The sequence below is a fragment of the Sphingomonas citricola genome (assembly GCF_019429535.1).
Lineage (GTDB): Bacteria > Pseudomonadota > Alphaproteobacteria > Sphingomonadales > Sphingomonadaceae > Sphingomonas > Sphingomonas citricola.
In genome coordinates, this window is record NZ_JAHXZM010000002.1 from 236,293 (window position 1) to 261,221 (window position 24,929).

Annotated in this window: 31 protein-coding genes and 1 tRNA gene; 12 read left to right on the forward strand and 20 right to left on the reverse strand. The window is 67.6% G+C overall.

Translation table 11 applies throughout. The features are described 5' to 3' along the window. Both KZ810_RS04975 and KZ810_RS04980 read right to left on the reverse strand, forming a co-directional pair. Positions 1-774 (reverse strand): sulfite exporter TauE/SafE family protein, encoded by a 774-nt coding sequence (locus KZ810_RS04975; RefSeq protein WP_219767909.1) that lies wholly within the window; start codon positions 772-774, stop codon positions 1-3. Between the two features lie 85 nt (positions 775-859). Further along, entirely contained in the window at positions 860-2,068 is a 1,209-nt protein-coding gene (locus tag KZ810_RS04980; RefSeq protein ID WP_219767910.1) for an LL-diaminopimelate aminotransferase, read from the reverse strand. 116 nt (positions 2,069-2,184) lie between these two features. Here KZ810_RS04980 and KZ810_RS04985 point away from each other — a divergent pair, with 116 nt between their 5' ends. From KZ810_RS04985 to KZ810_RS05005, 5 genes are all read left to right on the forward strand, one after another. Beyond that, entirely contained in the window at positions 2,185-3,903 is a 1,719-nt protein-coding gene (locus tag KZ810_RS04985; RefSeq protein WP_308461493.1) for a PHA/PHB synthase family protein, read from the forward strand. Positions 3,904-3,991: 88 nt separating this feature from the next. Then, positions 3,992-4,711: a phasin family protein gene (locus tag KZ810_RS17350; protein WP_219767912.1), complete on the forward strand. Its 720-nt coding sequence runs from the start codon at positions 3,992-3,994 to the stop codon at positions 4,709-4,711. Positions 4,712-4,859: 148 nt separating this feature from the next. Then, positions 4,860-5,192, forward strand: a complete 333-nt coding sequence (gene clpS / locus KZ810_RS04995; protein WP_219768365.1) for an ATP-dependent Clp protease adapter ClpS — start codon at positions 4,860-4,862, stop codon at positions 5,190-5,192. 71 nt (positions 5,193-5,263) lie between these two features. Next, complete coding sequence (locus KZ810_RS05000) at positions 5,264-6,145, forward strand: dienelactone hydrolase family protein (protein ID WP_219767913.1); 882 nt, start codon at positions 5,264-5,266, stop codon at positions 6,143-6,145. 40 nt (positions 6,146-6,185) lie between these two features. Continuing rightward, positions 6,186-6,797, forward strand: a complete 612-nt coding sequence (locus KZ810_RS05005; RefSeq protein WP_219767914.1) for a glutathione S-transferase family protein — start codon at positions 6,186-6,188, stop codon at positions 6,795-6,797. Here KZ810_RS05005 and KZ810_RS05010 read toward each other — a convergent pair. From KZ810_RS05010 to KZ810_RS05025, 4 genes are all read right to left on the reverse strand, one after another. Then, positions 6,775-6,966 carry a DUF1289 domain-containing protein gene (locus tag KZ810_RS05010; protein ID WP_258044454.1) on the reverse strand — a complete coding sequence of 64 codons (192 nt, stop codon included), beginning with the start codon at positions 6,964-6,966 and terminating at the stop codon, positions 6,775-6,777. The genes KZ810_RS05005 and KZ810_RS05010 overlap by 23 nt on opposite strands. Further along, positions 6,963-8,087: an AI-2E family transporter gene (locus tag KZ810_RS05015; RefSeq protein WP_258044455.1), complete on the reverse strand. Its 1,125-nt coding sequence runs from the start codon at positions 8,085-8,087 to the stop codon at positions 6,963-6,965. The genes KZ810_RS05010 and KZ810_RS05015 overlap by 4 nt, the downstream gene beginning before the upstream one ends. Positions 8,088-8,202: 115 nt before the next feature. Continuing rightward, positions 8,203-9,669, reverse strand: coding sequence for a DEAD/DEAH box helicase (locus KZ810_RS05020; RefSeq protein ID WP_219767915.1), 1,467 nt, complete (start codon positions 9,667-9,669; stop codon positions 8,203-8,205). 169 nt (positions 9,670-9,838) lie between these two features. After that, positions 9,839-11,737, reverse strand: a complete 1,899-nt coding sequence (locus tag KZ810_RS05025) for a S9 family peptidase (RefSeq protein WP_219767916.1) — start codon at positions 11,735-11,737, stop codon at positions 9,839-9,841. 197 nt (positions 11,738-11,934) lie between these two features. Between KZ810_RS05025 and KZ810_RS05030 the strand changes: the two genes are divergently transcribed. From KZ810_RS05030 to KZ810_RS05040, 3 genes are all read left to right on the forward strand, one after another. Beyond that, positions 11,935-12,330: a BLUF domain-containing protein gene (locus tag KZ810_RS05030; RefSeq protein WP_219767917.1), complete on the forward strand. Its 396-nt coding sequence runs from the start codon at positions 11,935-11,937 to the stop codon at positions 12,328-12,330. Between the two features lie 269 nt (positions 12,331-12,599). Then, positions 12,600-12,809 carry a cold-shock protein gene (locus tag KZ810_RS05035; RefSeq protein ID WP_219767918.1) on the forward strand — a complete coding sequence of 70 codons (210 nt, stop codon included), beginning with the start codon at positions 12,600-12,602 and terminating at the stop codon, positions 12,807-12,809. 62 nt (positions 12,810-12,871) lie between these two features. Next, positions 12,872-13,060 (forward strand): hypothetical protein, encoded by a 189-nt coding sequence (locus KZ810_RS05040; RefSeq protein WP_219767919.1) that lies wholly within the window; start codon positions 12,872-12,874, stop codon positions 13,058-13,060. Between the two features lie 89 nt (positions 13,061-13,149). Here KZ810_RS05040 and KZ810_RS05045 read toward each other — a convergent pair whose 3' ends face one another. Further along, positions 13,150-13,689 carry a hypothetical protein gene (locus tag KZ810_RS05045; RefSeq protein ID WP_219767920.1) on the reverse strand — a complete coding sequence of 180 codons (540 nt, stop codon included), beginning with the start codon at positions 13,687-13,689 and terminating at the stop codon, positions 13,150-13,152. Between the two features lie 195 nt (positions 13,690-13,884). On the opposite strand from KZ810_RS05045, the gene KZ810_RS05050 reads away from it, so the two are divergent. Next, the gene (locus KZ810_RS05050) at positions 13,885-14,094 is read left to right on the forward strand and encodes a hypothetical protein (RefSeq protein WP_219767921.1); all 210 of its coding nucleotides are present in this window, start codon (positions 13,885-13,887) and stop codon (positions 14,092-14,094) included. Between the two features lie 218 nt (positions 14,095-14,312). Here KZ810_RS05050 and KZ810_RS05055 read toward each other — a convergent pair. Both KZ810_RS05055 and cpdR read right to left on the reverse strand, forming a co-directional pair. Then, positions 14,313-14,387, reverse strand: a tRNA-Val gene (locus tag KZ810_RS05055). A gap of 43 nt (positions 14,388-14,430) precedes the next feature. Continuing rightward, the gene (gene cpdR, locus KZ810_RS05060) at positions 14,431-14,808 is read right to left on the reverse strand and encodes a cell cycle two-component system response regulator CpdR (protein WP_308461494.1); all 378 of its coding nucleotides are present in this window, start codon (positions 14,806-14,808) and stop codon (positions 14,431-14,433) included. A gap of 134 nt (positions 14,809-14,942) precedes the next feature. Between cpdR and KZ810_RS05065 the strand changes: the two genes are divergently transcribed. Continuing rightward, positions 14,943-15,788: an N-formylglutamate amidohydrolase gene (locus KZ810_RS05065; protein ID WP_219767923.1), complete on the forward strand. Its 846-nt coding sequence runs from the start codon at positions 14,943-14,945 to the stop codon at positions 15,786-15,788. 188 nt (positions 15,789-15,976) lie between these two features. Here KZ810_RS05065 and KZ810_RS05070 read toward each other — a convergent pair whose 3' ends face one another. The 3 genes from KZ810_RS05070 to KZ810_RS05080 form a co-directional block, all read right to left on the reverse strand. Continuing rightward, positions 15,977-16,525 (reverse strand): cytochrome b, encoded by a 549-nt coding sequence (locus KZ810_RS05070; protein ID WP_219767924.1) that lies wholly within the window; start codon positions 16,523-16,525, stop codon positions 15,977-15,979. Positions 16,526-16,538: 13 nt separating this feature from the next. Then, positions 16,539-17,306, reverse strand: coding sequence for a SapC family protein (locus KZ810_RS05075; RefSeq protein WP_219767925.1), 768 nt, complete (start codon positions 17,304-17,306; stop codon positions 16,539-16,541). Positions 17,307-17,441: 135 nt separating this feature from the next. Continuing rightward, positions 17,442-18,890: an FAD-binding oxidoreductase gene (locus tag KZ810_RS05080; RefSeq protein WP_219767926.1), complete on the reverse strand. Its 1,449-nt coding sequence runs from the start codon at positions 18,888-18,890 to the stop codon at positions 17,442-17,444. Positions 18,891-18,985: 95 nt separating this feature from the next. Here KZ810_RS05080 and KZ810_RS05085 point away from each other — a divergent pair, with 95 nt between their 5' ends. Next, entirely contained in the window at positions 18,986-19,408 is a 423-nt protein-coding gene (locus KZ810_RS05085) for a hypothetical protein (RefSeq protein ID WP_258044458.1), read from the forward strand. Positions 19,409-19,443: 35 nt separating this feature from the next. On the opposite strand, the gene KZ810_RS05090 is transcribed toward KZ810_RS05085, so the two are convergent. The 6 genes from KZ810_RS05090 to KZ810_RS05110 form a co-directional block, all read right to left on the reverse strand. Next, a complete protein-coding gene (locus KZ810_RS05090; protein WP_219767927.1) occupies positions 19,444-19,662 on the reverse strand; it encodes a hypothetical protein in 219 nt (72 codons plus the stop codon). 131 nt (positions 19,663-19,793) lie between these two features. After that, a complete protein-coding gene (locus KZ810_RS05095; RefSeq protein WP_219767928.1) occupies positions 19,794-20,171 on the reverse strand; it encodes a hypothetical protein in 378 nt (125 codons plus the stop codon). After that, on the reverse strand, positions 20,171-20,812 hold the full coding sequence (locus KZ810_RS05100) for a JAB domain-containing protein (protein WP_258044576.1): 642 nt from the start codon (positions 20,810-20,812) through the stop codon (positions 20,171-20,173). The genes KZ810_RS05095 and KZ810_RS05100 overlap by 1 nt, the downstream gene beginning before the upstream one ends. Next, positions 20,746-21,195: a hypothetical protein gene (locus KZ810_RS17185; RefSeq protein ID WP_258044459.1), complete on the reverse strand. Its 450-nt coding sequence runs from the start codon at positions 21,193-21,195 to the stop codon at positions 20,746-20,748. Before KZ810_RS17185 ends, KZ810_RS05100 begins: the two co-directional genes overlap by 67 nt. Positions 21,196-21,260: 65 nt before the next feature. Beyond that, a complete protein-coding gene (locus KZ810_RS05105) occupies positions 21,261-21,608 on the reverse strand; it encodes a hypothetical protein (protein ID WP_219767930.1) in 348 nt (115 codons plus the stop codon). 43 nt (positions 21,609-21,651) lie between these two features. After that, complete coding sequence (locus KZ810_RS05110; protein ID WP_308461495.1) at positions 21,652-22,230, reverse strand: response regulator transcription factor; 579 nt, start codon at positions 22,228-22,230, stop codon at positions 21,652-21,654. Between the two features lie 140 nt (positions 22,231-22,370). Here KZ810_RS05110 and KZ810_RS05115 point away from each other — a divergent pair, with 140 nt between their 5' ends. Beyond that, a complete protein-coding gene (locus KZ810_RS05115) occupies positions 22,371-23,606 on the forward strand; it encodes an NAD(P)/FAD-dependent oxidoreductase (protein ID WP_219767932.1) in 1,236 nt (411 codons plus the stop codon). A gap of 3 nt (positions 23,607-23,609) precedes the next feature. Here the strand turns inward: KZ810_RS05115 and KZ810_RS05120 are convergent, their stop codons facing one another. Continuing rightward, a complete protein-coding gene (locus KZ810_RS05120) occupies positions 23,610-24,005 on the reverse strand; it encodes a hypothetical protein (RefSeq protein WP_219767933.1) in 396 nt (131 codons plus the stop codon). A gap of 261 nt (positions 24,006-24,266) precedes the next feature. Next, positions 24,267-24,902: a TetR/AcrR family transcriptional regulator gene (locus KZ810_RS05125; RefSeq protein WP_219767934.1), complete on the reverse strand. Its 636-nt coding sequence runs from the start codon at positions 24,900-24,902 to the stop codon at positions 24,267-24,269. Positions 24,903-24,929: the final 27 nt, after the last annotated feature.

Genomic DNA, 24,929 nt, shown 5'->3' on the forward strand with positions numbered 1-24,929 from the left:
TCAGAAGAACAGCCGCACGCCGACGATTGCGAGCGTCGCGGCGAGGACGGGGGTCAGCACGCGATCGGACACGCGCGTTGCGATCAGGCTGCCCGCGATGATGCCGGGGATCGACCCGAGCAGCAGCGACACGAGCAGGCTCACGTCGACCGAGCCGATCCACCAATGCCCCAGCCCCGCGATCAACGTCAGCGGCACCGCGTGCGCGATGTCCGACCCGACCAGCCGGTTCACCGGCAGTTGCGGGTAGAGGATCAGCAGCGCGGTCATGCCGAGCGCGCCCGCGCCGACCGAGGTGAGCGATACCATCACCCCGAGCATGACGCCCAGCAGCACGGTCAGCCCCGTCAGCCGCCGCGGCGACATGCCGGCGAAGCGCGGACCAAGCGCGGCGACGATCCGCGCGCGAAAGAACAGCGCCACCGCGGTCGCGACCAACGCCGCACCCAGGATCAGCGCGATCGCGCTGCTCGTGTCGTCGGAGCGCGGCACGCGGCTGAGCAGCAGCAATGTCACGATCGTCGCGGGCACGCTGCCGATCGCCAGCCGCCGGACCACCGACCATTCGACGGTCCCGCGCGAACCGTGCACCGTCGTCCCAACCGCCTTGGTCGCCGAGGCGTAGAGCAGGTCGGTGCCGACCGCGGTGGTCGGGTGGAAACCGAACAACAGCACGAGCAGCGGAGTCATCAGCGATCCGCCGCCGACGCCGGTCAATCCGACCAGCATGCCGACCAGCACGCCCGCGAGCGAGTAGAGCGGATTGACCGTCATCGGCAGATGCTCCCCAGCGTACCGGCCACGTTCGCCGCGCCGGGGCTCGGCGTGGTGGGGCGCGTGCCTCCCTGTACCAAGCGCGTCAAACGCTGGCACGACCGGGCGTGTTGACGCCCATCGATTGCAGGTAACGCTTCACGTTGCGCGCGGCCTGACGCAGTCGCTGCTCGTTCTCGACCATCGCGATCCGCACGAAGCCTTCGCCGTTCTCGCCGTAGCCGACGCCGGGCGCGACCGCGACGTGCGCGTGGGTGAGGAGTTGCTTCGAAAATTCGAGGCTGCCGAGATGCGCGAGCGCGGGCGGCAGCGGCGCCCAGGCGAACATGCTGGCGGGCGGGGCGGGGATGTCCCAGCCGGCGCGCGCGAAGCTTTCCACCATCACGTCGCGGCGCTTGTGATAGAGCTGGCGGTTCTTCTCGACGATGTCCTGTGAGCCGTTCAACGCCGCGCACGCCGCCGCCTGGATCGGCGTGAACGCCCCGTAATCAAGGTAGGACTTCACCCGCGTCATCGCCGCGATCAGCGTCTTGTTGCCGACCGCGAACCCGATCCGCCAGCCCGCCATCGAATAGGTCTTGCTGAGCGAGGTGAACTCGATCGCGACGTCCTTCGCGCCCTTCACCTGCAGGATCGAGGGCGTCGGCTTGCCGTCGAAATAGAGCTCGGAATAAGCGAGGTCGGAGATGATCCACACGCCATTGTCGCGTGCCCAGGCGACCAGCCGTTCGTAGAAGGCGAGGTCGACCGCCTCCGCGGTCGGGTTCGACGGATAATTCACCACCAGCACGCTCGGGCGCGGCACGGTGAAGTTCATCGCACGCTCGAGGCTCTCGAAATAAGCGTCGTCGGGGGTCGTCGGCACCGCGCGGATCGTCGCGCCCGCGATGATGAAGCCGAAGGTGTGGATCGGATAGGACGGATTGGGCGCGAGCACCACATCGCCCGGCGCGGTAATCGCGGTGGCAAGGCTGGCGAGCCCTTCCTTCGACCCCATCGTCACGACGACCTCGGTCTCGGGATCGACCTCGACGCCGAAGCGGCGGCCGTAATAGTTCGCCTGCGCGCGGCGGAGCCCGGGAATGCCCTTCGACGCCGAATAACCGTGCGCATCGGGCTTCTTCGCGACCTCGATCAGCTTCTCGATCACGTGGTCGGGCGGGGGTAGGTCGGGGTTGCCCATGCCGAGGTCGATGATGTCCTCGCCGCCCGCGCGCGCCGCTGCCCGCATCGCGTTCACTTCCGCGATCACGTACGGCGGCAGACGCTTCATGCGGTAGAATTCGTCGGACATCATGCTCCCTTTCGCGCGTTCACTATACGGACGAACGCCGCTAGATACTAATGGCGGTTCTGCTTCGCGGCGGCAAAGATAAGCCACGCGCGGACAGTAAAACGGGAGAGGTGCGGGTGGCCGATCGATCGAGCAACGCAGGATCGGGCAGCGGCGCGCCCAGATCGCCCGCCGCCGCCGCGGTCGAGCAATGGACCACGCTGATGACGGGCGCGCAGGCCGCGATGGTCGAGGCGAGCAAGGCGCTGCCCGGCGTCGCGCAGGGGCAGGCGGCGCGACAGGTGGCCGATTTCTGGCGCGACCAGCTCGGCTTGTGGGAACGCTTCATGACCCCGGCCGCGACCGCACCCGCGCCGGAAAAGGACAAGCGGTTCGCCGACGAGGCGTGGCGCAGCCCCGCGTTCGACTGGATCCGGCAGAGCTACGCGCTGATGTCAGACCATCTATTGCGCGGGGTCGACGCGCTCGACGGGGTGGACGAGGCGCAGCGGGCGCAGCTCCGCTTCGCCGCGAAAGGCTTCATCGACGCGATGAGCCCGTCCAATTTCCCCTTCACCAACCCGCAGGTGATGCAGGAGGCGATCGCCAGCAACGGCCAGAACCTAGTCAAGGGGATGCAGAACCTCGTCGCCGATCTGGGGCGCGGGCAGTTGACCCACACCGACGCGACCGCGTTCGAGCTCGGGCGCAACATCGCGACCACGCCCGGACAGGTGGTGAAGCGCACGCGGCTGTACGAGCTGATCCATTACGCGCCAACGACCGAGCGCGTGCTGGAAACCCCGCTCGTCATCTTCCCGCCGTGGATTAATCGCTTCTACATCCTCGATCTCTCACCCGAAAAGAGCTTCATCCGCTGGGCAATCGAGCAGGGCGTCAGCGTGTTCATGGTGTCGTGGAAGTCGGCCGACGCGTCGATGGCGGACGTGACGTGGGACGATTACGTGTCCGCGCAGATCGACGCGGTCGACACGATCCGTGACTTGCTGGGCGTGGGGAGCGTCCACGCGATCGGTTACTGCGTCGCGGGCACGACGCTCGCCGCGACGCTCGCCTATCTCGCCGCGCGCGGGGAGGCCGACAAGGTGAAGAGTGCGACCTTCTTCACCGCCCAGGTCGATTTCGCCAATGCGGGCGAACTCAAGCATTTCGTGACCGACGAGCAACTGGCGCTGATCCGCTCCTTGTCGCCAGAGGGGTTCCTCGACGGGCGCTACATGGCGGCGACGTTCAACCTGCTGCGCGGGCGCGACCTGATCTGGAACTACGTCACCAACAATTATCTGCTGGGGAAGGACTATCCCGCCTTCGACCTGCTCCACTGGAACGGCGACGTGACCAATCTGCCGAGCAGTTGGCACCACAGCTACCTGACCGATCTCTACCGCGACAATCTGCTGGTCGAGCCGGAGCGGCTGGCGGTGAACGGCACGCCGCTCGACCTCACGCGCGTCGAGACGCCGACCTATATCCAGGCGGGGCGCGAGGATCATATCGCGCCCGCGGAGAGCGTGTGGGAGCTGACGCAGCATTTCCGCGGGCCGGCACGCTTCGTGCTCGCAGGCTCGGGTCATATCGCGGGCGTCGTCAATCCGCCGGCCGCAGACAAATACCAGCATTGGACGCTCGACGACGCCGACGCCGCCCCGGCCGACACGCTCGCCGACTTCGTCGCGCGAGCGCGCGAGACGAAGGGAAGCTGGTGGCCCGACTGGATCGCGTGGCTGCGCGGCTACGGCGAGGAGGCGGTCGAGGCCAGCGGCGCGCGCCAACCCGGCGGTGGCACATTGCCCGCGCTAGAACCCGCGCCCGGGAGCTACGTGCGCCAGCGCTGATCCTCTTTGTTGCACTGCACAACGGAACTTGAAGTTGCCCCGGCAAATCGCTATTGTGCAGTGCAGCAAAGAAAGGTGAGGAAGCGTCGTGGCCGATCCGGTTAAGCCCAAGCGAGCACCCCGCGCATCGAAGCGCGCCGGCGTCGCAGTGCCGTTCGCGGCGGGGATCGACACCGGCGGTGCCGACACCGTCGCCCTCGACCAGCCGATCAAAGAGATGATCGAAGCGATCGCGCATCTGCCGGTCGACGCGCCCGCGGCTCAGGCTCAGGCTCCGGCTCCGGCTCCGGCTCCGGCTCCGACGCCGGCCGACGAGCCCGGCGCTTCCCCGCCCATCGACCAGACAACGACCGCCGCAATGACGGCACCCACCAGCGAAGAGGACCACACCATGACCGACACGATGCAGAACACCGCCGAGACGATGCAGGCCAATGCGCAGGACGCGATGGGCAAGGGCAAGCAGGCGTTCGAGGACATGACCTCCTTCGGTCAGGGCAACGTCGAGGCGATGGTCGAATCGACCCGCGTCGCGTTCAAGGGGCTGGAAGCGATGACGCAGGCGCGCGCCGCGTTCGCCAAGCAGTCGTTCGACGCGACGGTGCAGACGCTGAAGTCGATGGCCGAGGTCCGCTCGCCCGCCGACCTGTTCAAGCTGCAGGGCGAGTATCTCCGCAACTCGATGGACGCGCTGGTCGCCGAGACCTCGCGCTCGACCGAGGCGACGCTCAAGCTCGTCGGTGAGATCGCGCAGCCGATCCAGAACCGCGTCGCGCTCGCCGCCGAGAAGGTGCGCACCGCGGCCTGATCGCCGATCACGTGATCAAGCGGGCGGCCGGGCGATATGTCCGGCCGCCCTTTTCGTGTCCGCGGGCCTTGCCCTCGGGCGGTCTGTTGCCATATTTTGCGGCGTGCGCGTGATGTCCGACCAGCAACATATTCTTCCGCCGTACCTGATGGCCGAGCGGCGCGGCGACGACGGCGACGGTGAGGGCACCGGCGTCGGGATCGCGACGCGTACGCGCGCCAAGACGAAGAAGCCGACGCCTTACCGCGTGCTGATGCTCAACGACGATTACACGCCGATGGAGTTCGTCGTCCTGTGCCTTCAGCGCTTCTTCCGGATGAACGCCGAGGAAGCGACGCGCGTCATGCTCCACGTCCACCAGAAGGGCGTCGGCGTCTGCGGCGTATTCTCCTACGAAGTCGCCGAAACTAAGGTCAGTCAGGTGATGGACTTCGCGCGCCAGCACCAGCACCCGCTGCAATGCACGCTGGAGAAGGCCTGACGCTCGCTCGACGCGGCTTGGCAATCGGCTGAGCGCGGTTAGTCTCCTTACCAAAGGCAAGGGAGACGAGCATGGCCGACGACATCCGCGACCGCGCGGTCGTGATCTACGACCGCTTCACGCACGAGCATCACGATCGCCGTACGCTGCTGCGCGAGATGACGCTGCTGACCGGCAGCGCGCTCGCGGCGGAGACGCTGATCGGTGGCATCGCGGCGTCGCCCGCCGCCGCCGCGATCATTCCCGCCGATGACAAACGGTTGAAGACCTTTCCCGACGCGCGCGTGCCAGTCGCGGGTGGCAAGCCGATCAAGGGCTATGTCGCGACGCCGCGCGGCCAGCGTCCGCGCGCGACCGTGCTGGTGTTCCACGAGAACCGCGGGCTGACGCCGCATATCCAGGATGTCGCGCGGCGTGTGGCGCTCGCCGGCTTCTTCGCGGTCGCGCCCGATTTCCTGTCCGACGCCGGCGGCACCCCGGCGGACGAGGACAAGGCACGCACCATGATCGGTGCTGCCGATCTCGACACGATCGTCGCCGAGGCGGCGGGCGTGGTGCGTCATTTCGCCGGCGCAGCCACGCCGCCGACGCGCGTCGGGGTGATCGGCTTCTGCTGGGGCGGGGCGCTCGTCAACCGTGTCGCGATTGCAGCCGGCGACCGGCTGAGCGCGGGGGTCGCTTATTACGGTCCGGCGCCCGATCCGGCAGAGGCGAGCAAGGTCGCCGCGCCGCTGTTGCTCCATTACGCCGGCAAGGACGCGCGCGTCGCGCAGACAGGCGAGCCGTGGGTGGCGGCGCTCAAGGCGGCGGGCAAGCCGGTCGAGGCGTACACCTACCCGAGCGTCGACCACGCGTTCAACAACGACACCTCGGCGCAGCGTTATGACAAGGCCGCCGCGGACCTCGCTTGGTCGCGCACCATCGCCTTCCTCCGCCGCTATCTTGACGCGTGAGGGGGGTCCATGTTCTCCTGATGTTCCACGCGAGGAGTCGATGATGCTGACCTTCTTCACCAATCCGATGTCGCGCGGGCGGATCATTCGCTGGATGCTGGAGGAGGTCGGCGCGCCGTACGAGACGATGGTGACGCAGTGGGGATCACCCGACCCGGCGCTGCTCGCCGCCAACCCGCTCGGCAAGGTGCCGACGATCATCCACGACGGTGTGGTGGTGAGCGGGACGGCGGCGATCTGCGCCTATCTTGCCGAGGCTTTTCCCGACACCGGGCTCGCACCGCGCGCGGAGGAACGCGCGTCTTATTATCGCTGGATGTTCTTCACCGCCGGCCCGGTCGAGGCGGCGATGATGGACAGCCACTTGGGCGTCACCTTGCCGCCCGAGAAGGAGGCGATGATCGGCTACGGCAATCTTGCGCGCGCGGTCGACGTGCTCGAGGGCGCGGTATCGGCGCACGATTACATCGCGGGGCCGCGCTTCACCGCCGCGGACGTCTATGTCGGCAGTTCGGTTGATTTCTTCATCCAGTTCGGAATGCTGGAGAAGCGAGAGGCGTTCGCGCGCTACCTCGATCGCCTGCGCGATCGGCCCGCCTGGGTGCGTGCGCGCGCAATCGACGACGCACTCATTGCGGCGGCCGAGCGGTGAGCGCGACGCGGCGCGCATCGACACGCGCGAGGATCGCGCGTTTCTCGTCCGCGCTCGCGCTCGACCAGTCGCCGATCTCGCCCAGCGTGCGATAGCAACCCAGGCACAACCCGCTCGCGCGATCCATCGCGCAGACGAGGATGCAGGGGGAGGGCGGCCCGTCGGTCAAGGCGTGGGGACACTCGCGTCATGACCGGGTGCCGGCGAGGCGGCCCTATCGTGGTCGCCGCCGCCGCCGCGTTCGCGCTGCTCGGTCATGATCTGCCACGCGGTGATGAACAATGCCGCGACGACGGGGCCGACGACGATCCCGCTCAGGCCCAGTAGCTCGATGCCGCCGAGCGTGGTGACGAGCACGACCCAGTCGGGAATACCGGTATCGCGACCGACCAGGATCGGGCGCAGCACGTTGTCGGTGCTGCCGATCACCAAGGCGCCCGACACGATCACCACGACCGCTTGCCACACCGCACTTGTCGCCAGCAGGTAGATCGCGACGGGTACCCAGATGATCGCGGGGCCGATCGCGGGGAGCAGCGACGCGACCGCCATCAACAGCCCCCACAGCATCGCCGCGGGCAGGCCGACCAGCCAGAAGGTGATCGCGCCCAGCGCTCCCTGCACCAGCCCGACGATGACCGATCCCTTGATCGTCGCGCGCATCACCGAGATGAAGCGGTGCACCAGCCGGCGGGTCACGTCATGGTCGAGCGGCAGCGCGCGACACACCGCCGGGCCGAGCCGATCACCGTCGCGCAGCAGGAAGAAGGTGACGTAGAGCCCGACGCCGAACGCGATCACCGCGGCGAACGCGTCCGCACCAATCGACAGCGCGCGGCTCGCAATCATGCTGACGCGGCTGCCGATCGCGTTGGAAATCTGCGCCTGCGTCCGCTCGAAACTGTCGAGCCCGGCGCGATCGGCCAGTTGCTGCAGCTTGACCGGCAGCGCGTCGTGGACCTGCTGGAAATAGGCGGCGAAGTTGATCTGTCCGCTGCGGACCTTCGTATAGACGCCGCTTGCCTGGTCGACGACCATCGTGCCGACGATGAGCGTCGGGATCACCACCGCGACCGTGATGATCAGCAGGGTCAACAACGCGGCGAGATTGGCGCGGTTCGGGAAACGCGCGCGCAGCCGGCGATAGAGCGGCTGGAACAGGATCGCGGCGAGGACGCTCCACAGCAACGCGACCGCGAAGCTCGATACGATCGCGCCCAGAAACAGCGTCACCAGAACGACGAACAGCACCAGACCGCCGTTCTCGATCCGTCGCGCACTCAATCCCATCTATTCACGCCCCCGTTTGCCGGCGCACCAAAACCCGGCGACGGGCGCGCGCTCGATCGGCTGTTGAACCGTCACGGTGGCGCAACGGTTCCGGCTGGCGGAACCGCCGCCGCGATCAGCGCGTCAGCGTGACCTGCAGGAAGTCGGGCACGGGGCCATTCCAGCCGTCGTCCGGACCATCGGCGCGATCGTGGCGTCCCCGGCCGCGGCGCGGTTCGTCATACTGGCCGCGCCGGTGGTCGTCGGTCGGCCCACGCGATCGGTCCGACGACGAGCTCGTACGTTCCGTCACGGCGTCGCGGCGCGGCGCGGTCGCAACGCGCTGCTCGTCGCGGCCGCGCTCGTCCGCCACCGCGGTAGCGGCCTGCGGTGCGGCCGGCTCGTCGCGCCGCGCGCGCTCGGTCCGCGGGCTACGCTCGCGGCGTGGTGCACGGGCGGGACGCTCGTCTTCGCGCTCGGCGGGCAGCGCGTCGAGCGTCTTGATCTTCTCGCCGGTCAGCTTCTCGATGTTCTGGATGTTCTCCGCATCGTCGGGGCCGACCATCGTGTAGGCGACGCCGGTTGCGCCCGCACGACCGGTACGCCCGATGCGGTGGACGTAATCGTCGGGGTGCCACGGCGCGTCGAAGTTGATGACGTGGCTGACCCCCTTCACGTCCAATCCGCGCGCGGCGACGTCGGAGGCGACGAGGATGTTGATGTCGCCGTTCTTGAACCGCTCCAGCTCGGCGATGCGCGCCGACTGGTCCATGTCGCCGTGGATCTCGCCGCTCCTGAAGCCGTGGCCCTGCAGGCTCTTGTTGAGTTCGCGCACCGTCGTTTTGCGGTTGCAGAAGATGATCGCGGTGCGCACGTCCTCACCACGCAACAACTGCCGCACGACCTTGCGCTTCTCGAACGCCTGTCCCTTCACCGGTACCACCCACTGCGTGATGTTGGTGTTGGTGGTGGCGGGGCGCGCGACCTCGATCGTCTTGGGATTGGTCAGGAAGCGGTCGGCCAGCTTCTTGATCGGCGCGGGCATGGTGGCGGAGAACAGCAGCGTCTGGCGCTGCGCCGGCAGCTTGGTGCAGATTTCCTCGATGTCGGGAATGAACCCCATGTCGAGCATCCGGTCGGCCTCGTCGATCACCAGCATCGAACAACCGGTCAGCAGGATCTTGCCGCGCTGGAACAGGTCCATCAGCCGGCCCGGCGTTGCGATCAACACGTCGACGCCCTTTTCCAACGCCTTGACCTGATCGCCCATCTGCACGCCGCCGATCAGCAGCGCCATCGATAGCTTGTGATACTTGCCGTATTGCTCGAAGTTCTCGGCGACCTGCGCGGCGAGTTCGCGCGTCGGCTCGAGGATGAGGCTGCGTGGCATCCGCGCGCGGCTGCGGCCGTGCGCCAGGATGTCGATCATCGGCAGCACGAACGAGGCGGTCTTGCCCGTGCCCGTCTGCGCGATCGCGACCATGTCGCGCATCATCAGGACGGAGGGGATCGCGGACGCCTGGATCGGCGTCGGCTCGGTATAGCCGGTGTCGCCCACCGCCCGGAGTAGTTCGTCGGAGAGGCCGAGGTCGGCGAAGCTCATGCAATTGTCCGATTGGTGCCCGGCGCGGCGCTCGCGACCGTTCTTCCTGAGCCTGCGCGCTTCATGATCGGGCGCGCAAAGTCAAGAAAAAGCCGGTCGCGGGGGCGCTCGACCGGCAGTTTGCCGTCGGACGCGGCCTCGCGATCACAGTCGGGGCCGCCGTCCGGCGTCAGCGCGCCGCCTTCACGTAACGGTCGAACCACGCGATCGAGCGCGCGCGCACGTCCTTCGATTGTTCCGCGCCGCTGACGCAATGCCCCGCGTCGGGGTAGATCACCAGGCTGACCGGCACCTTGTTGTCTTTCAGCGCGTGCCACCATTCGATCGACTGTGTCGGCGGCACCTCGATGTCACGTTCGCCTACGTAGATGAAGGTGGGCGTCTTCGCCTTGTTCGCCTGATAGATAGCCGACACGTCCTCGTACGCCTTCATGTCGTCGTACATCGATTTGCCGAAGAACGGCAGCATCCACTGGTCGATGCCGTTGGTGCCGTAATAGCTGACCCAGTTCGACAGGCCCGCGCCCGCGACGATCGCCTTAAAACGGTTGGTCTGCGTGTTGGCCCACATCGCCATGAACCCGCCGTAGCTGCACCCGCCGAGCCCGAGGCGGTTGCCGTCGACCGGCGCGACCCGCGTCACCGCGTCGACGCCGCTCAAGATGTCGCGCAGGTCGCCGCCGCCGAAGTCGCGCCGGTTGGCGGCGGTGAACGCCTCGCCTTGGCCGTAGCTGCCGCGCGGATTGGGCAGGAAGACGTAATAGCCCGCGTTCAACAATGCCGCATTCATGCTGGTCGGCACCAGGAAGCCGGGCATGTTCGCCGCCGACGGCCCGCCGTGCACCATCGTGATCATCGGCGACTTGCCCGCAGGCGCATTCCGGGGAGCGAGCAGCCAGCCCTGGTTATCGAAGCCTTCGTTTTTCCACGTCACGCTGCGCGCGGTGCCGGGCGCGGCGAGCGCGTCATTGTCGTGCGTGATCTGGCGCACGCCCGCCAGCGGCCCGGCGTAGATCGCGGGGGCATGCTCGTAATCCTGCACCACCGCGGCGGCGACGCGCCCGTCGGCGGAGAACACCGCACGGCCATCGCCCGCGGCCGAGCTCGCTGGCTTGGAAAAGGCGGGCGCGACCGCGCGACCGGGGGTGAGCGTGCCGAACTGCAGCTGGTCGCCCGCCAGCATCACCGCGCGCAGGCCGCCCGTCGTCCAGTCGATCGTCGTCACGGTCGACTTGGCACCCTCGGTGATGTTGCGCGGCGTGCCACCCGCGAGCGGCACCGTGAACACGTCGCCGCCGATCGAGCCGAAATCGCTCATCAAGCCGCCGATATACGCAACGGTGCGCCCGTCGGGCGACACGCGTGGCTGGTTGAGCTGCGTCGCGGGCCTGGCGATCGAGCGTACGGCGCCCGTCCCCGCATCGATCGCGTCGAGCGTCGCGACCCACCAATTGTTATCGCCGTTGCCCAGCGCCGTCGTCGCGACGAAGCCGCGGCCGTCGGGGGTCCAGTCATATTCGTAGATGTAGCGGCCCGCGGGCGACAGCGGCGTCACCGCCTGCGCCTCACGCGCAAGGTCGAACACCGCCAGCCGCTGCTCGTCGTTCTTCTCGCCGATCTCGCCGATCATCCGCACGCCCGCCTGCGTCGCGCCCGCTTCCTTCGCGGCGCCCAGCGTGACCAGCAAGGCGACGCGCTTGCCGTCGGGGGAGACGCGCGGCGTCTGCGCGATGCCCGCGACGGTCGCGATCGTGCGCGTCGCGCGCGCGTCGGCGTACATCAGCCGGACGTTCCCCGCCTTGCTGTCGCGCGCGAGGAAGACGAGGTCGCCATTCGGCGCGAAGGCCAGCCCCGAATAACTGCACGTCGCGCACGGATCGATCGTGCGCTGCACCCGTCCGTCGGCGACGCCGCGCAGCGTGACGACCCCGTGGCCCTCGCCGCTCTCGATCGACGCGACCCGGTCGCCCGCGGGCCCGATCGCGAGTGCGCCATATTGATGGATCGTCTGCGCCGCGGCGGGCACGGTGGTGGCGAGCAGGGCGGCGGCTAGGAGGGTCAGGCGCATCGTCACTCCGAACAAACGGGAAAGCGTGTTGCCGGCATAACACCCGCGCGCAGGCCCGCAAGTCACGGCAGGGACAATGTCTTTTTTCCCCTCATGTCACCCTGCTGCGGCCGGCTCGCTGATCGCGCGAGGACAATCCGCCGTCACGATCGTCCGCCCGGCGGAACCCGACGTCCTTCCCGCACGCTAGGCCGACCATGTACCGCGTGATCTATGTCAGTCGTTCCGCCATCGCAGGTCAGCGCGAGGTACTCCGCGACATCGTCCGGCACGCCGCCGAGCGTAACCGGGCGGCGGGAGTCACCGGCATGTTATGGTCGGACGGTGAGCATTTCGTGCAGGCGCTCGAGGGAAGCGAGCCGGCGGTCACCGCGACGATGCAGCGCATTATCGCCGATCCGCGTCACACCGCGATCGAGATCGCCGAGAGGCGCGCGATCCAGTCTCCCCGTTTCGGTGCATGGTCGATGATCGAGGCGGGCGAGAGCATGCTCGGCGACGAATGCGGCGCGTTCCTTATCGGTTTGGCAGGGATGGCGGGCACGTCGGCGAACACTCACGTCCGCGAGGTCATCCTGCGGTCGCTCGGCTGATCGTCGCGCGCGGTTGAGGTCGTTCCGTCTTCCGCAGGCACGTGCGCGAGATACATAACTGATCGAAGTCTTCGCCAAATTGTCGGCCATGCCGATCCGCCATCGGTCTTATTTTTGCGCACCCCTTACATCCGCGCGAACAATCCCCGATATGGGCATCAGCTAAAGTCGCAAATCGACGGTTCTCGGCTTTGCGGCTCGTTCCTTCCTTCCCTGCACGGCGGCCACGGGTCGCGGGCATGTGTTCGGACCCGAATAAAGGAACGAACATGAGCATCACCGGCACCGTCAAATTCTTCAACGCCGACAAGGGCTATGGCTTCATCGCGCCCGAGACGGGCGGCGACGACGCGTTCGTCCACATCAGCGCGGTCGAGCGTGCGGGCATGGTCACACTGCAACAAAATCAGCGCGTTTCCTACGACCTGGAGGAAGATCGGCGCGGCAAGATGGCTGCGGTGAACATCCAGGCCGTGTGATCGTGCGGGGGCGGCGGCAATCTCGCTGCCTCCCCTCTTTGCTGCCATCAGGAGTGCCACCGATGTCGTACGACGCAAACTTCTGCCGAAACCAGGCCGCGACCCAGCGGAGCGATGCCGCGACGGCGACGTTGCAGAACGTCCGCGAACGCTGCGAGCGCGCGGCCGCGTCATGGGACGCGATGGCGATCCGCGCGGAGCGGGTCGACACCGGACGCCGCACCGCCGCGTCGCGTCAGCCGGCGGATTGACCCAGCCTCGATCCGCCGCCCATGCCCGCGCCGCGCTGAACGCGGGCACGCGTTTCCTGCGCGCCAGGATGCACACGACCCGCGCTCCGTCATTGCTTCGGCACGATTTCACCGATCTGGTGCAGGCGCGTTATCTGGCTAATTGCCTCGGCGAACTTGATCGCTTTCTCCACCATCTGCTCGACGCAATCTCCCCGCCCGTCGGGCCGAGGCGCCATAACGCGGCGCTGAAGCTGGCTGCGCTCTTGGCACACGATCTCGTCACACCGGACGATCAGCGACGGCTGCGCGCGCTGGGACGTTCGCGCGCGTGCCTTCGCCATTGCCGGGGTCTCGTCACCCGCGGCGACACGGCGGATGCCAAGTGGCTGACGAGCGGTTGGATCGATCCGCGTACGGCTGCGCTGCGGCGATACCGCGTCGGCACCGTTGCGTGGCCGACCGGCCGCGATGTCCTCGACGTCTGCGCCTTCTACGATGATCTCGCGATCCGCCTCCTCGCCTCTTCCGCGGATGCCGCTCAGTACCGGTCCGATCGACGGGCGCCCGCCGAGCTCATGTCCGCTCAGCGCCTGCGCGCGGTGGTTGTCGCCTGAGCGCACGCCACGTCGCCGATCGGTCGCGCGCAACGGCGGGCGAGATCGCCGCATCGAAGCCGTCCAAATCTGAACCAGATCGACCCATCGCACCGACCGGCCGCCGCGTCAGACTCATTGCAGAATCGAACCGAATCCGATACGGACCTAATCGCTTGATCCTCGATGCGGGAGGAGGCAATGAGGTCGCGGGAGTACCACCATCATCGTGCCGCGCAGGAAAGCCGGATGAAGGCGCAGGCCGTCGGGCCGGCGATCCTCCTCCACGAGACAATGCTCTTCTATCATCTCGAACAATGTCACGCCGCGATTGAGAGCGATCGGTTCTGCGTAACGTGCTCTCTGAAGAGCGTTTGCGACCGCCATCACCACAATCTCGACAGGGGGACGACGGTCTGGGTGGTCGACCTCGTCGCCACCGCGGCGAGCACGGACTGAACCGGGCGAGGGGCGCTCAGAGGGCAGGGAGGCCGCAATCGAGTTACGGGCGCGATCCGGCGCACCGAGGAAGTATGTTGATGGTGGAGCGCGATGCCCTGGGGCATGCCCCCGGCGACCATCAGATCAACGTGGCCGACCAAGCCCTCGGCACCCTCGAACCACCGACGCCACAACGGAAAAACCCCGCCTTCCCAAAGGGACGACGAGGTCTTTCATGGTGGGCGTGGCAAGGATTGAACTTGCGACCCCTGCGATGTCAACACAGTGCTCTACCACTGAGCTACACGCCCGAGGGGGGTGCCTCTAGCGGGGGTCGGGGGGCATGGCAAGCACTCAATTCAATTCATTCATCGCATTGACGTTGAACAGCCGATCTACCTCCATCACCAGGTCGCGCAGGTGGAACGGCTTGGACAGGACGCGCGCCTGCGGCATCGCGGTGCCGGCTTTCAGCGTCACCGCCGCGAAGCCGGTGATGAACATGACGCGCAGCGTCGGCACCATCTCTGACGCCTTTTGCGCCAGTTCGATCCCGTCCATCTCGGGCATCACGATGTCGGTCAGCAGCAGGTCGAACGTCTCCTGCTCCAGCAGCGGCAGCGCCGCGGTGCCGCGGTCGACCGCGCTGACCGAATAGCCCGACTTCTCCAGCGCACGCGTCAGATATTCGCGCATCACCGCGTCGTCCTCAGCCAGCAAAATCTTGATCATCATCACCCTCGATCGAACGACCGCGATTATGCCCAACGAAGGCGTAAATTTCCACCGCCGGAAATGGTGAACGCCGTCGCAACGCGGCACATGGTGTTGCCCCTGCGGCGAAGCTCCCATACGCTCGGCTGCTGATGACCGCATCGTTCCGCACCATCGGCAGCATTGTGCCCGATAGCCCGGTGGTGCTGTCGGTGCCGCATGCCGGGCGCGCCTATCCGCCCGCGCTATCCGCATCGCTGCGGGTGCCGCCCGCCAGCCTGTCGGCGCTGGAGGACCGCTTCGTCGACGCGGTGGCGCTCGAGGCGCGCCGCGACGAGACGCTGCTGCTGCAGGATGCGCCGCGCGCGTGGATCGACCTCAACCGTGCCGAGCACGAGCGCGATCCGCTGCTCGACGAGGGGGCGCGGCGGTCTCACCTGTCGGCCAAGGTTCGCGCCGGGTTGGGGATCGTTCCCCGGCGGACCGCCGCGACCGGCGATATCTGGAGGCGGCGGCTCGGGGCGGACGAGGTGGAGGCGCGGATCGCGGCGGATCACCGGCCCTATCACCACGCGCTCGGCACCGCGCTCTCGCGTGCACGCGACCGGTTCGGGATCGCGATCCTCCTCGACATCCACTCGATGCCGTCGCTGCCGGGCGGGTGCACCCGCGTGGTGGTGGGTGATCGCTTTGGGCGCGCGGCGGCCGGGCGTTTCACCCGGCGCGTCGAGGCGGAGATCGAGGCCGTGGGGTTGGCGCACGCGCTCAACAGTCCGTACGCTGGTGGGTATATTCTCGAATGCCACGCGCGGCCCGCCGAGCAGGTACACGCGATCCAGCTCGAGATCGATCGCGCGCTTTATCTCGACACGCGGTTCGATCAGCCGGGACCTGGGCTGTCGCGCACGGTGATGCTCGTCCGCGCGATCATCGACGCGCTGCGCGACGAGGCGCTGGCGGGCGCGAGCGGCTCCGATCTGGCGCAGGCGGCGGAATGAAAAAAAAGCCACCGTGCTAAAAGCACGGTGGCCGAGGTTCAGGGAGGAGGCACATCAGAAGATGTGCCGTACGGCCTTGCGAAAGGGGGGACACAAGAACCGTACGCTTGAGAACATATGATCTGGGTCAAAGGTTTCAAGCAACGCGCGAGAAAAACACCGTTTCCCGCGCACGCCTCATCGCAGCGTCAGCGGCGTAGCGCGGGGGCCATCCGCTGGAACACATGGTCGCGCAGCACCAGGTGATGACGCAGCGCTGCGGCGATGTGCAGGACGACCAGCGCGAGCATCACCCAACCCAGCACGCCGTGCGCGCTGTGTCCCGCATCGGCAGCGCCCGAACCGATCGGCAGCAGCGGTACGTTGAACAGCCCGAACCAGCTAAGCGGGCGCGTCGCCTCCGGCCCCGACACCATCGCCCACCCCGTCAGCGGCATCGCGATCATTAGCAGGTATAGCGTCCAGTGGCTCGCGTGCGCGGCGCCGCGCTCCCACGCGGGCGTGCCCGCGGGAAGCGGCGGGGGGCGGTGCGCCAACCGCCACGCGACGCGCGCCGCGGTGAGCGCGAGCACGGTGATGCCGATCGCCTTGTGCGCTCCCATCAGCTTGCGCAGCGCCGGGATGCCGTCATGCCCGATGCCGATCACCAGATTGGCGATCACCAGCGCCGCGATCGTCCAGTGGAACGCGATCGCCACCGACGAATAGCGGGCGGTGTCGGTGGTCGATCGATTCATGGCTGTTATCCGATCAGAAAGAAAGGGTTGGCTGCGGCATCTTGCCGAGGCGCACCTGACGCGAGAAGATCTCGCGCATCAGCGCCAACGAGAAGAGGTGCGCGTACAGAAGCGGCAGCATGCCCGACTGCGAAATCTTGCGCAATTGATCGCCGCGCAGCTCGGCGAGCTTCTGCTCGTCGACCATCTGGAAGCCGCGGTAGACGAACGGCTGCTCGACGCCTTCCTGCTGGATCGACACCTCGCCGTCCATCAGCAGGTCCATCTCGCGCAGTTCCTTCATGAACTGATTGGTGCGCGCACCGGCCTGCTCGAAGCTCTCGGTGAATTGCAGGACATTCTGGACGATCTCGGTCGGCTTGCCGTCCTGGAACATCGGTTCACCGTCCTCGAACGGGCCGATCGTGTCCGAGGTCGGATCGAAGCACAGCGACAGCTCCTGCGCGTCGGGGCTGAGCCGCGCGAGCATGTACGGGTAGCGGCGGATATAGGCGGGGACGTAGAAATCCTCGCTCAGCAGCTTGCCCTCGTCGTCGACGAAGACGTTGACGCCCTCGTTCAGGCCCATCAGCCCGATCGGGATCGCGTCGTCACCGACCGAGAAGACGATCGGCATGAAACGCTGGACGAGCGGGAACTCTTCCACGGTCAACGGCACGGCGTGCTGCTGCGCGAGGAAGGGGGCGACGTTCGCCGGGCGAATGCGGTAATTCGCGTGGGCCTCGCTCGAGAGCGGCTCCAGGCCATTGTAGAAGAGTGGAAGCTGCGGCGCGCTGGCCATTGAACGTGTCTCCAGATGTGTTCGTTTTCAGGTCCGCGCGAAAGGTTCCCGCTCAGCCCTGCTTTTTCCGCGGGTTATTCGGTGCGGATCGCGTGCGCAAGCAGGTTCGGCCCGTCCGCTGCGTAGTAGCGACGTTCAGCGCGCGATCAGCTTGCCCGGATTGAACAGCCAGTCGGGATCGAACGCCTGCTTGATCGCGCGCAACGCGCCCATCCGCGCGGGCGATGACAGGCGGGCCAGCTCAGCGATCTTCATCTGGCCGATGCCGTGCTCGGCGGAGATCGATCCGCCGGCGGCGACGACCAGATCGTGGACGAAGGCGGACACGACCGGCACCTGCGCGCCGTACCAGTCTGCCGGGTCGGTGCCGGCGGGCGCACGGACGTGGAAGTGGACGTTGCCGTCCCCCAGATGCCCGAACCCCGAGGCGCGGGTGCCGGGAAAGCGCGCCTCGCACGCCGCCGCCGCCTCCACCATGAAGCGCGGCATCGCCTCGACCGGTACCGAGATGTCGTGCTGCGCCGCGGGACCGGTCGCGCGCTCGGCGTCCGAGATCGACTCGCGCATCCGCCAGAATCCGTCGGCTTGCGCCTCGCTCGCCGCGATCGTCGCATCGGCGATCAGCCCGTCTTCGAGCGCGGCGGCTAGTACACGTTCGATGATCGAGGCAGGGCTGATCGCCGCATCGACCGCGGTTACCTCGATCAGCACGTGCCACGGTGCGCGCGTGGTCACTGGCGCACGCGCGTCGGGCAAATAGGCAAGCACCGCGTCGAGCGATTCCGTGGGCAGCAGTTCGAAGCTTTCGACGCCGTCGCTCGCTGCCTGGAACCGCCGCAGCAGGACGAGCGCATCATCGGGTGAGCCGAGCGCGACCCAGGCTACCGCGCGCGCGGCGATCGCGGGCACCAATCGCAGCGCCGCGGCGGTGACGATGCCCAACGTTCCCTCGGCGCCGATCAACAACTGGTTGAGGTCGTAGCCGCGATTGTCCTTTTTGAGCGGCGACAGTCCGTCGTGGAGCGATCCGTCGGGCAGCACCGCCTCCAGCCCCGCGACCAGTCCGCGCATCGTGCCGAAGCGCAGTACCTGCGTGCCGCCCGCGTTGGTCGACACCAATCCGCCGACGGTCGCCGATCCACGTGCACCAAGCGTCAGCGGGAAACGTCGTCCCACCGCCTGTGCGGCATCGTGCAATTCGGCGAGGATCACACCCGCCTCCGCCACTGCCAGCCCCGCGTCGGCGTCGACGCGCCGCAGCCGCTTCATGCGCCGAAGCGACAGGATCGCGGCGGTGCCGTCACCGGGGGGAGTCGCGCCGCCCACCATCGAGCTGTTCCCGCCCTGCGGCACCAGCGGCACGCCATGCTTGCGTGTAGCACGAACCACTGCCTGCACCTGATCGACGCTCTCCGGCTCGATCAGCAGGTCGGCGCGGCCGTGATAGCGCCGCCGCCAGTCGACCAGCCACGGCGCGATCGTGCTCGCGTCGGTGACGATCGCGCGCGCGGGCAAATGAGCGGAAAGGTCGGTCGCGAAACGGTCGAGCGTTGGTGTCATCCGCGTGTCTTGCGGCGAATTCATCGAACGTTCAAATGACTCAACGCATCGAAGGCCCGCCGATGGTCACGCGTGCCCGCTCTTTCCCTCCGTTTCGCTCGACATTGCTCGCGCCCGCCATGCTCGCGATCGCCGCGCCGATGTTGGTGGGCGCGCAGGAGGTGCCGGCGTGGGCGGGCGAGCAATTCGCGCAACTGACCATCCATGAACGGCTGATCATCCGCATCCCGCGCATGTCACCCGCGCGCAGCCGGGTGGCGGTACCGGTATGGCGCGAGAAGAAGGGGCCGCGCTGCATTGAGATGCGGTCGCTGACCGGCGCCGCGATCGGCGGGGAGAATGACGTCGATCTGGTCGTCGACGGCGTGAAGCGCGTGCGCGCCAAGCTCGATGACGAATGCCCCGCGGTAAACTTCGCGTCGGGCTTCTATCTGCGACCGACGAGCGACGGGAAGATTTGCGCCGGCCGCGACGTGATCCGTGCCCGTACAGGCGCGCGTTGCGCGATAGATCGCTTCCGCCGGCTCGTCGCCGCGGACTGAGTGGCTGCGCGGTCAGACGCAGCCAGTTGAGGTTGTTAGCCGCGGATCCGGCTGATCGCGGTACGCGCCTGCTCGGCGGGTGCCGCGGCATGCGCCATCGCCGCCGCGGTTCCGGTCGCCGGGCGCAGATGGAACCACTCCGGTCGGTCGATCGCGATCAGGAAGCCGAGCACGCTCAGCCCGAACCCAAGCATCAGCAGCGAGGCGCGGACCTGCTCCAGCAGGCTGCGGTGACGTGGATTGCGCTCTTGCATCGGCGGGAACTCCTGTTGGACCCGGTCGACCTACGGGGAAGCCGCCAACCGCGCGTGAGCGTCGCGTGACGTTTTCTTGCTGCAACGCAGCGTTACGATCGGTTCGTCCGGCCGACAGCCATCCGCATGGTTCAGCAACGATCGCAGGCGATGTCGTCGTCGGGGTGACCCAGCGACCCCAGCCCGTGCAACAGCGCGATCGGCTCGTCGGGATCACCGGCGTGAAGCATCGCGTGCTGGTCGTCGATGAAGGACAAAGCGGTGCGGTCGCGATCCGTCCGCATCCGCAATACGCGCTGCATCGCCGCGAGGTCGATGCCGGGCGTGCGGCGGTCGACCACGATGATGTCTGGCGCGTCGCCGGCCTCGAGCAGACGGAGCGCTTGTGCACCGTGCGGGACCGAGCGGACCGTCATCGCGGTGCGTAACCGCTCGTACAGGCTGAGCGGCAGGTCGGGATCGAGCAACTGCTCGACCACCAGCACGTCGAGCGGGCGGCTGCTGCCCATCAAATCAACCCCGACGCGCGCAGGCTGACCTGTCCGCCGCGCGCGACGATCACGTGGTCATGCACTGTGATTCGCAGTGGTTCTGCGGCGGCGACCACCGCGCGGGTGAGCGCGACGTCGTGCGCACTCGGCGTCGGGTCACCCGAGGGGTGATTATGTGCGAGGATGAGCGCGGTGCTGCCGAGATCGAGCGCGCGGTGTATCAGTTCGCGGATGTGGATGGCCGAAGCGTCGATCGTTCCACGCGCCGCGATCTCGCAGCGGATCAGCCGGTTTCGGGCATCGAGGAACAGCGCGCGCACCTCCTCGCGCGGCAGGAAGGCCATCTGCGCGTGGAGCAGGTCGCGCAGCGCTTGCGAGTCGGAGACGAGCGGCCGGTCGTCGACCCGGCTTTCCAGCACGTCGCTCAACGTCTCGGCAAAGGAGGCGAGCGCGGGGGTGACCGCGGCACCGTCGCGCACCACGGCGGCCACCCGTCGCGGTGTCGCCGCGAGCGTCGCTGCGACCGTGCCGAATTCGGCGGCGAGCGCCCATGCCTCGTGCTGCGCGTCGGGCAGGTCGCGCAGGATGTAGCTCAGCTGTCGCGCGCACTCCCGCGTACGCGCGTTGACACATTCGTTCGGCGCGTGCGCGTCCGCCAGATTCCCGCCGCCATCACCGGAAGCAACAAATAGGTCGTCAGCCCAGCGATCGAGTAGCCGTTGGCGTGGAACGCCGGATTGATCAGCCGGCCGAGGTGCGCCAGCAACGAGGGCACCAGCAGTGCGGCGGCGAGGAGAGGCCATCGGCGGTCCGATCTCACGGCCACCCAGACGAAGATCGCGAAGGTGATCACGTCGATCACCAGGATGCGCCATTCGACGTGGTGGTAACGGACGGCGAGCGGGGAGCGGACGAGGCGGGTCACGATCACGCCGACCAGCAGCGTGGTCGTGATCACCCGCTCGGGCCATTCACCGCGCATCCACGCGGCGGCGACCAGCAACGCGCTGACGATCCAGAATAAAGCGACGTACCACGGCATGGATGCTGTCCCATCACCGTGGCCACGCCGGGGTCAAGCCCCGACTCGCGTCGTCGCGGCGAAATTCAGGCGGCGTGGGCGGCGAGCGTCAGCGACGGCGCGGTCCGCTCGGGGGCAACCGTGTCGTCGGGGCCGACCGCCCCCGGCGCGATCGCCCAAGCGGCGCGGTAGTCGGCAAGCCGGGCATGGACGCGGTAAAGCGCATCCTGCGCCGCATAGGAGGCGTTCGCGGCCTCCACCGCGAGCGCAACGACATCGCCCGCTTCGTCGGGAGCGAAACGTGCGCGCTGTCGCGCCTTCAGCAGCGTCGCGACACATTCGAAACTGGCCGCGGCGGCATCGATCGCCTGCCGCTTGGCGGGCAGGAACGACGCGCCGACGTCGAGTGCGATCTGGTGACGGAGATGCGACATGCGATAACTCCCGGTCCTGCCGGGCGCCGTACGGCTGGTCCGGCTAGTTGGTGTTGTATCGGTGGATCACGTCAGCCCAGCGCTGCAGCCCGTCGGTCACCGGTGCGACCAGCGCGAGCGCCGCCATGACGGCGAACGCGAGCGCGGCGATCGCGAGCAACCTGGTCAGCATGGGCGGCGCGCGATCCGCCGTGTTGCCGCCGATGGGCTGGGTCGGAGCGGTCGTGGGTAGGTGCAGGAAGATCGCCCGATCCTCCCGCACCATCTCCGCGTCGCCCCCCAACGCATCGACCGGATCCTGATGCGGCAAAGTGGCCGGCAGTGGGATACCAGTTGCTGCCTTAAGGGATGGATTGGTAGGCGCAGCCGCGATAACGCCTTGATCGGGCGGCATTTTTGAGGCGCGCTCATCCTCCGCCACCATGCGCGCGGCGGCGGGTCGGCGCACGCCGCCCAGTTTCGCGCGCGCGTTGCGGACGTGGGTCTCGATCGTCTTGGCTGACAAGTTGAGCGCGCGCGCTACCTCGGGACCTTCCAGCCCTTGCGCGAACAAGCGCATCACCTCACGTTCGCGGGCGGTCAGCGCATCGAGGCCGGTGGTCGTAGTGGCAGGCATGGTCATCCCTGATTGCCGTCACATCAGACGCCTGCGTTAACCGTCTTCGCAGATGCCCGCCAGTCTGCGGGTGGTCGGGGGGGCTACGGCTTGTTCCGCGGCGCGGCTTGCGACTAGGTACAGGCCTCGCGAGCAGGGAGCGGCCGGTGCAGCAATATGACGTCGTGATCGTTGGGGCGGGGCACGGTGGTGCGCAGACCGCGATCGCGCTGCGACAGGCAAAATTCGCCGGGTCGATCCTGCTGATAGGCGACGAACCCGACCCGCCGTACGAGCGGCCGCCGTTGTCGAAGGAATATCTCGCGGGGGAGAAGTCGTTCGAGCGTATCCTGATTCGACCGGAAAGCTTCTGGCGCGACCGCGCGATCGTCACCGCGCTCGGCCATGCGGTGACGACGGTCGACGCCGCCGCTCACCGGGTGACGACCGCCGTCGGTTGCTCGATCGGCTATGGCACGCTCGTCTGGGCAACGGGTGGCAGCCCGCGCCGGCTCGATTGCGCGGGGCACGACCTCGCCGGTGTTCATACCGTGCGCAATCGCGCCGATGCCGATCGGATGATGGCGGAGCTCGACGGTGTTCGTGATGCCGTCGTCATCGGCGGCGGCTATATCGGGCTGGAGGCGGCGGCCGTGCTCACGAAATTCGGCAAGCAGGTCGTATTGCTCGAAGCGCAGGACCGTGTGCTCGCACGCGTCGCGGGTGAGGCGTTGTCGCGCTTCTACGAGAACGAGCACCGTGCGCACGGTGTCGACGTTCGGCTGAACGTCGCGGTCGACTGTATCGTGGGCATGAACGGACGCGTTGCTGCGGTCAGGCTGGCGGACGGCGCGGAAATCGCCGCCGACCTGGTGATCGTCGGAATCGGGATCGTGCCCGCGGTTGCGCCGTTGCTGGCGGCGGGCGCGGACGGCGGGAACGGCGTCGCGGTCGATGCCGCGTGTCGCACCAGCCTGCCCGACGTGTTCGCGATCGGCGACTGCGCGCTTCACGCCAATGACTTCGCCGACGGTGCCACGATCCGGCTCGAGTCGGTGCAGAACGCGAACGATCAGGCGAACGTCGTCGCGCACGCGATCGTCGGTGCGCCCGCATCCTATCACGCGGTGCCGTGGTTCTGGTCGAACCAATATGATCTGAAGCTGCAGACGGTCGGCCTGTCGACCGGGTTCGATCAGACAGTGCTGCGGGGCGATCCGCCGGCGCGCAGCTTCTCGGTGGTCTATCTGAAGCGCGGCCGTGTCGTCGCGCTCGATTGCGTCAACGCGGTCAAGGATTACGTCCAGGGACGAAAGCTGGTCGAGGGCGGGGCGGTCATCACCCCCGCGGCGCTGGCCGACGCCGCGGTGCCGTTGAAGGACCTCGCGTGGGAGGGCGCCTGAGCCTCAGGCCTGCGGTTTTCGTGTGAGGCGGGATGAGGCAATGCTGGCCATCAATGTCTCGTATTGCGCGATCGTGAAGCCCGCGTCGGTGAAGGCGGTGAGCGCGCTGGTCGGCACGGTATAGCCGTGGTGCCAGCTGAGCACCGCCATGCGGCGCAAAGCCTCCAGACGGGGATCGGCGAGCCGCGGGTTGTGGCGCGCGCCGAACAGCCCGCCCATCGCGACCGAGAGGCGCGACGGTTCGCGCAGGCTCGACAGGCGATCGTTGCGCGCGATCGCGACCACCGACCATTCGAGCGCGCTGAGCTGCGTCGCGGGCGCGTCGACCGGTACGGGATCGTGACGGGGGGCGGGGCTGAGCAGCTGGTCCTGTTCAGAAGCGAAATCGATATAGGCCATGACGGTATACTCCCTGTCGCGTGCGGGCACGCGCCACCGCGATCATGGCCGCGCCATGTCCGGGTTCATTCAGTGACGGCGGTGCACACGACGGCGCCCCGCACAGCGGCGTTGATGACGATCGGAGAACCGGTCGTGGGTGGGTGGCGGCCGTCCGGTAAAGGTCAGTCACCGTTTCTATACCCAGCGGTATAGAAACCGCGTCGGATCAGGTCAACAGCTTTGTGTACCGCGCGGTAAAATAATTCGCCGGGCGCGCAATCAGCGGGTCGGCCACATCGCCAGGCTGGTGTCGACGACACGCTCCAGATCGGCGCGGGTCGCCCCCGACCCCGCCTGCACCGCCATGCCCTGGACCAGCGCGTAGATGTACGCGGTCAGCGCCTCGGGCTCGAGATGCGCGGGCAGGTCGCCCTCGGCCTGTGCGGCGCGGAACCGTTCGACCAGCGCCGCCTGCGACGAGGCGCGACGCTTCATCACGTCGGCCTTGATCGACTCCCCCTCGCTGCCGCACGCGCTGGAAGTGATGACGCGCAGGCAACCGCCCGGACCGCAGTCGTTCGACTGCGCCGCGATCGCGCCGCGCATCAGATATTCCGCCACCGCTCGCGCGGTCGGCTGCTGCAACGCCTCGCGCGTGTAGGCGAGCTTTTCCGCCTCGTAGAGGTCGAGCGCCTTGTGAAACAACGATTCCTTGTTGCCGAACGCGGCGTAGATGCTGGGCTTGGTGATCCCCATCGCCTGGGTCAGGTCCGCCATCGTCGCGCCCTCATACCCCTTCGACCAGAACACGCCCAGGGCAGCGGTCAACGCGGTATCCACGCAGAATTCGCGCGGGCGACCCTTGGGCGCGGCGCACGGCGTCGTGGCAGGTGCATCGGTGACGGCAATTTCCATAACGCTTGGTATATAATTGAAACCGCC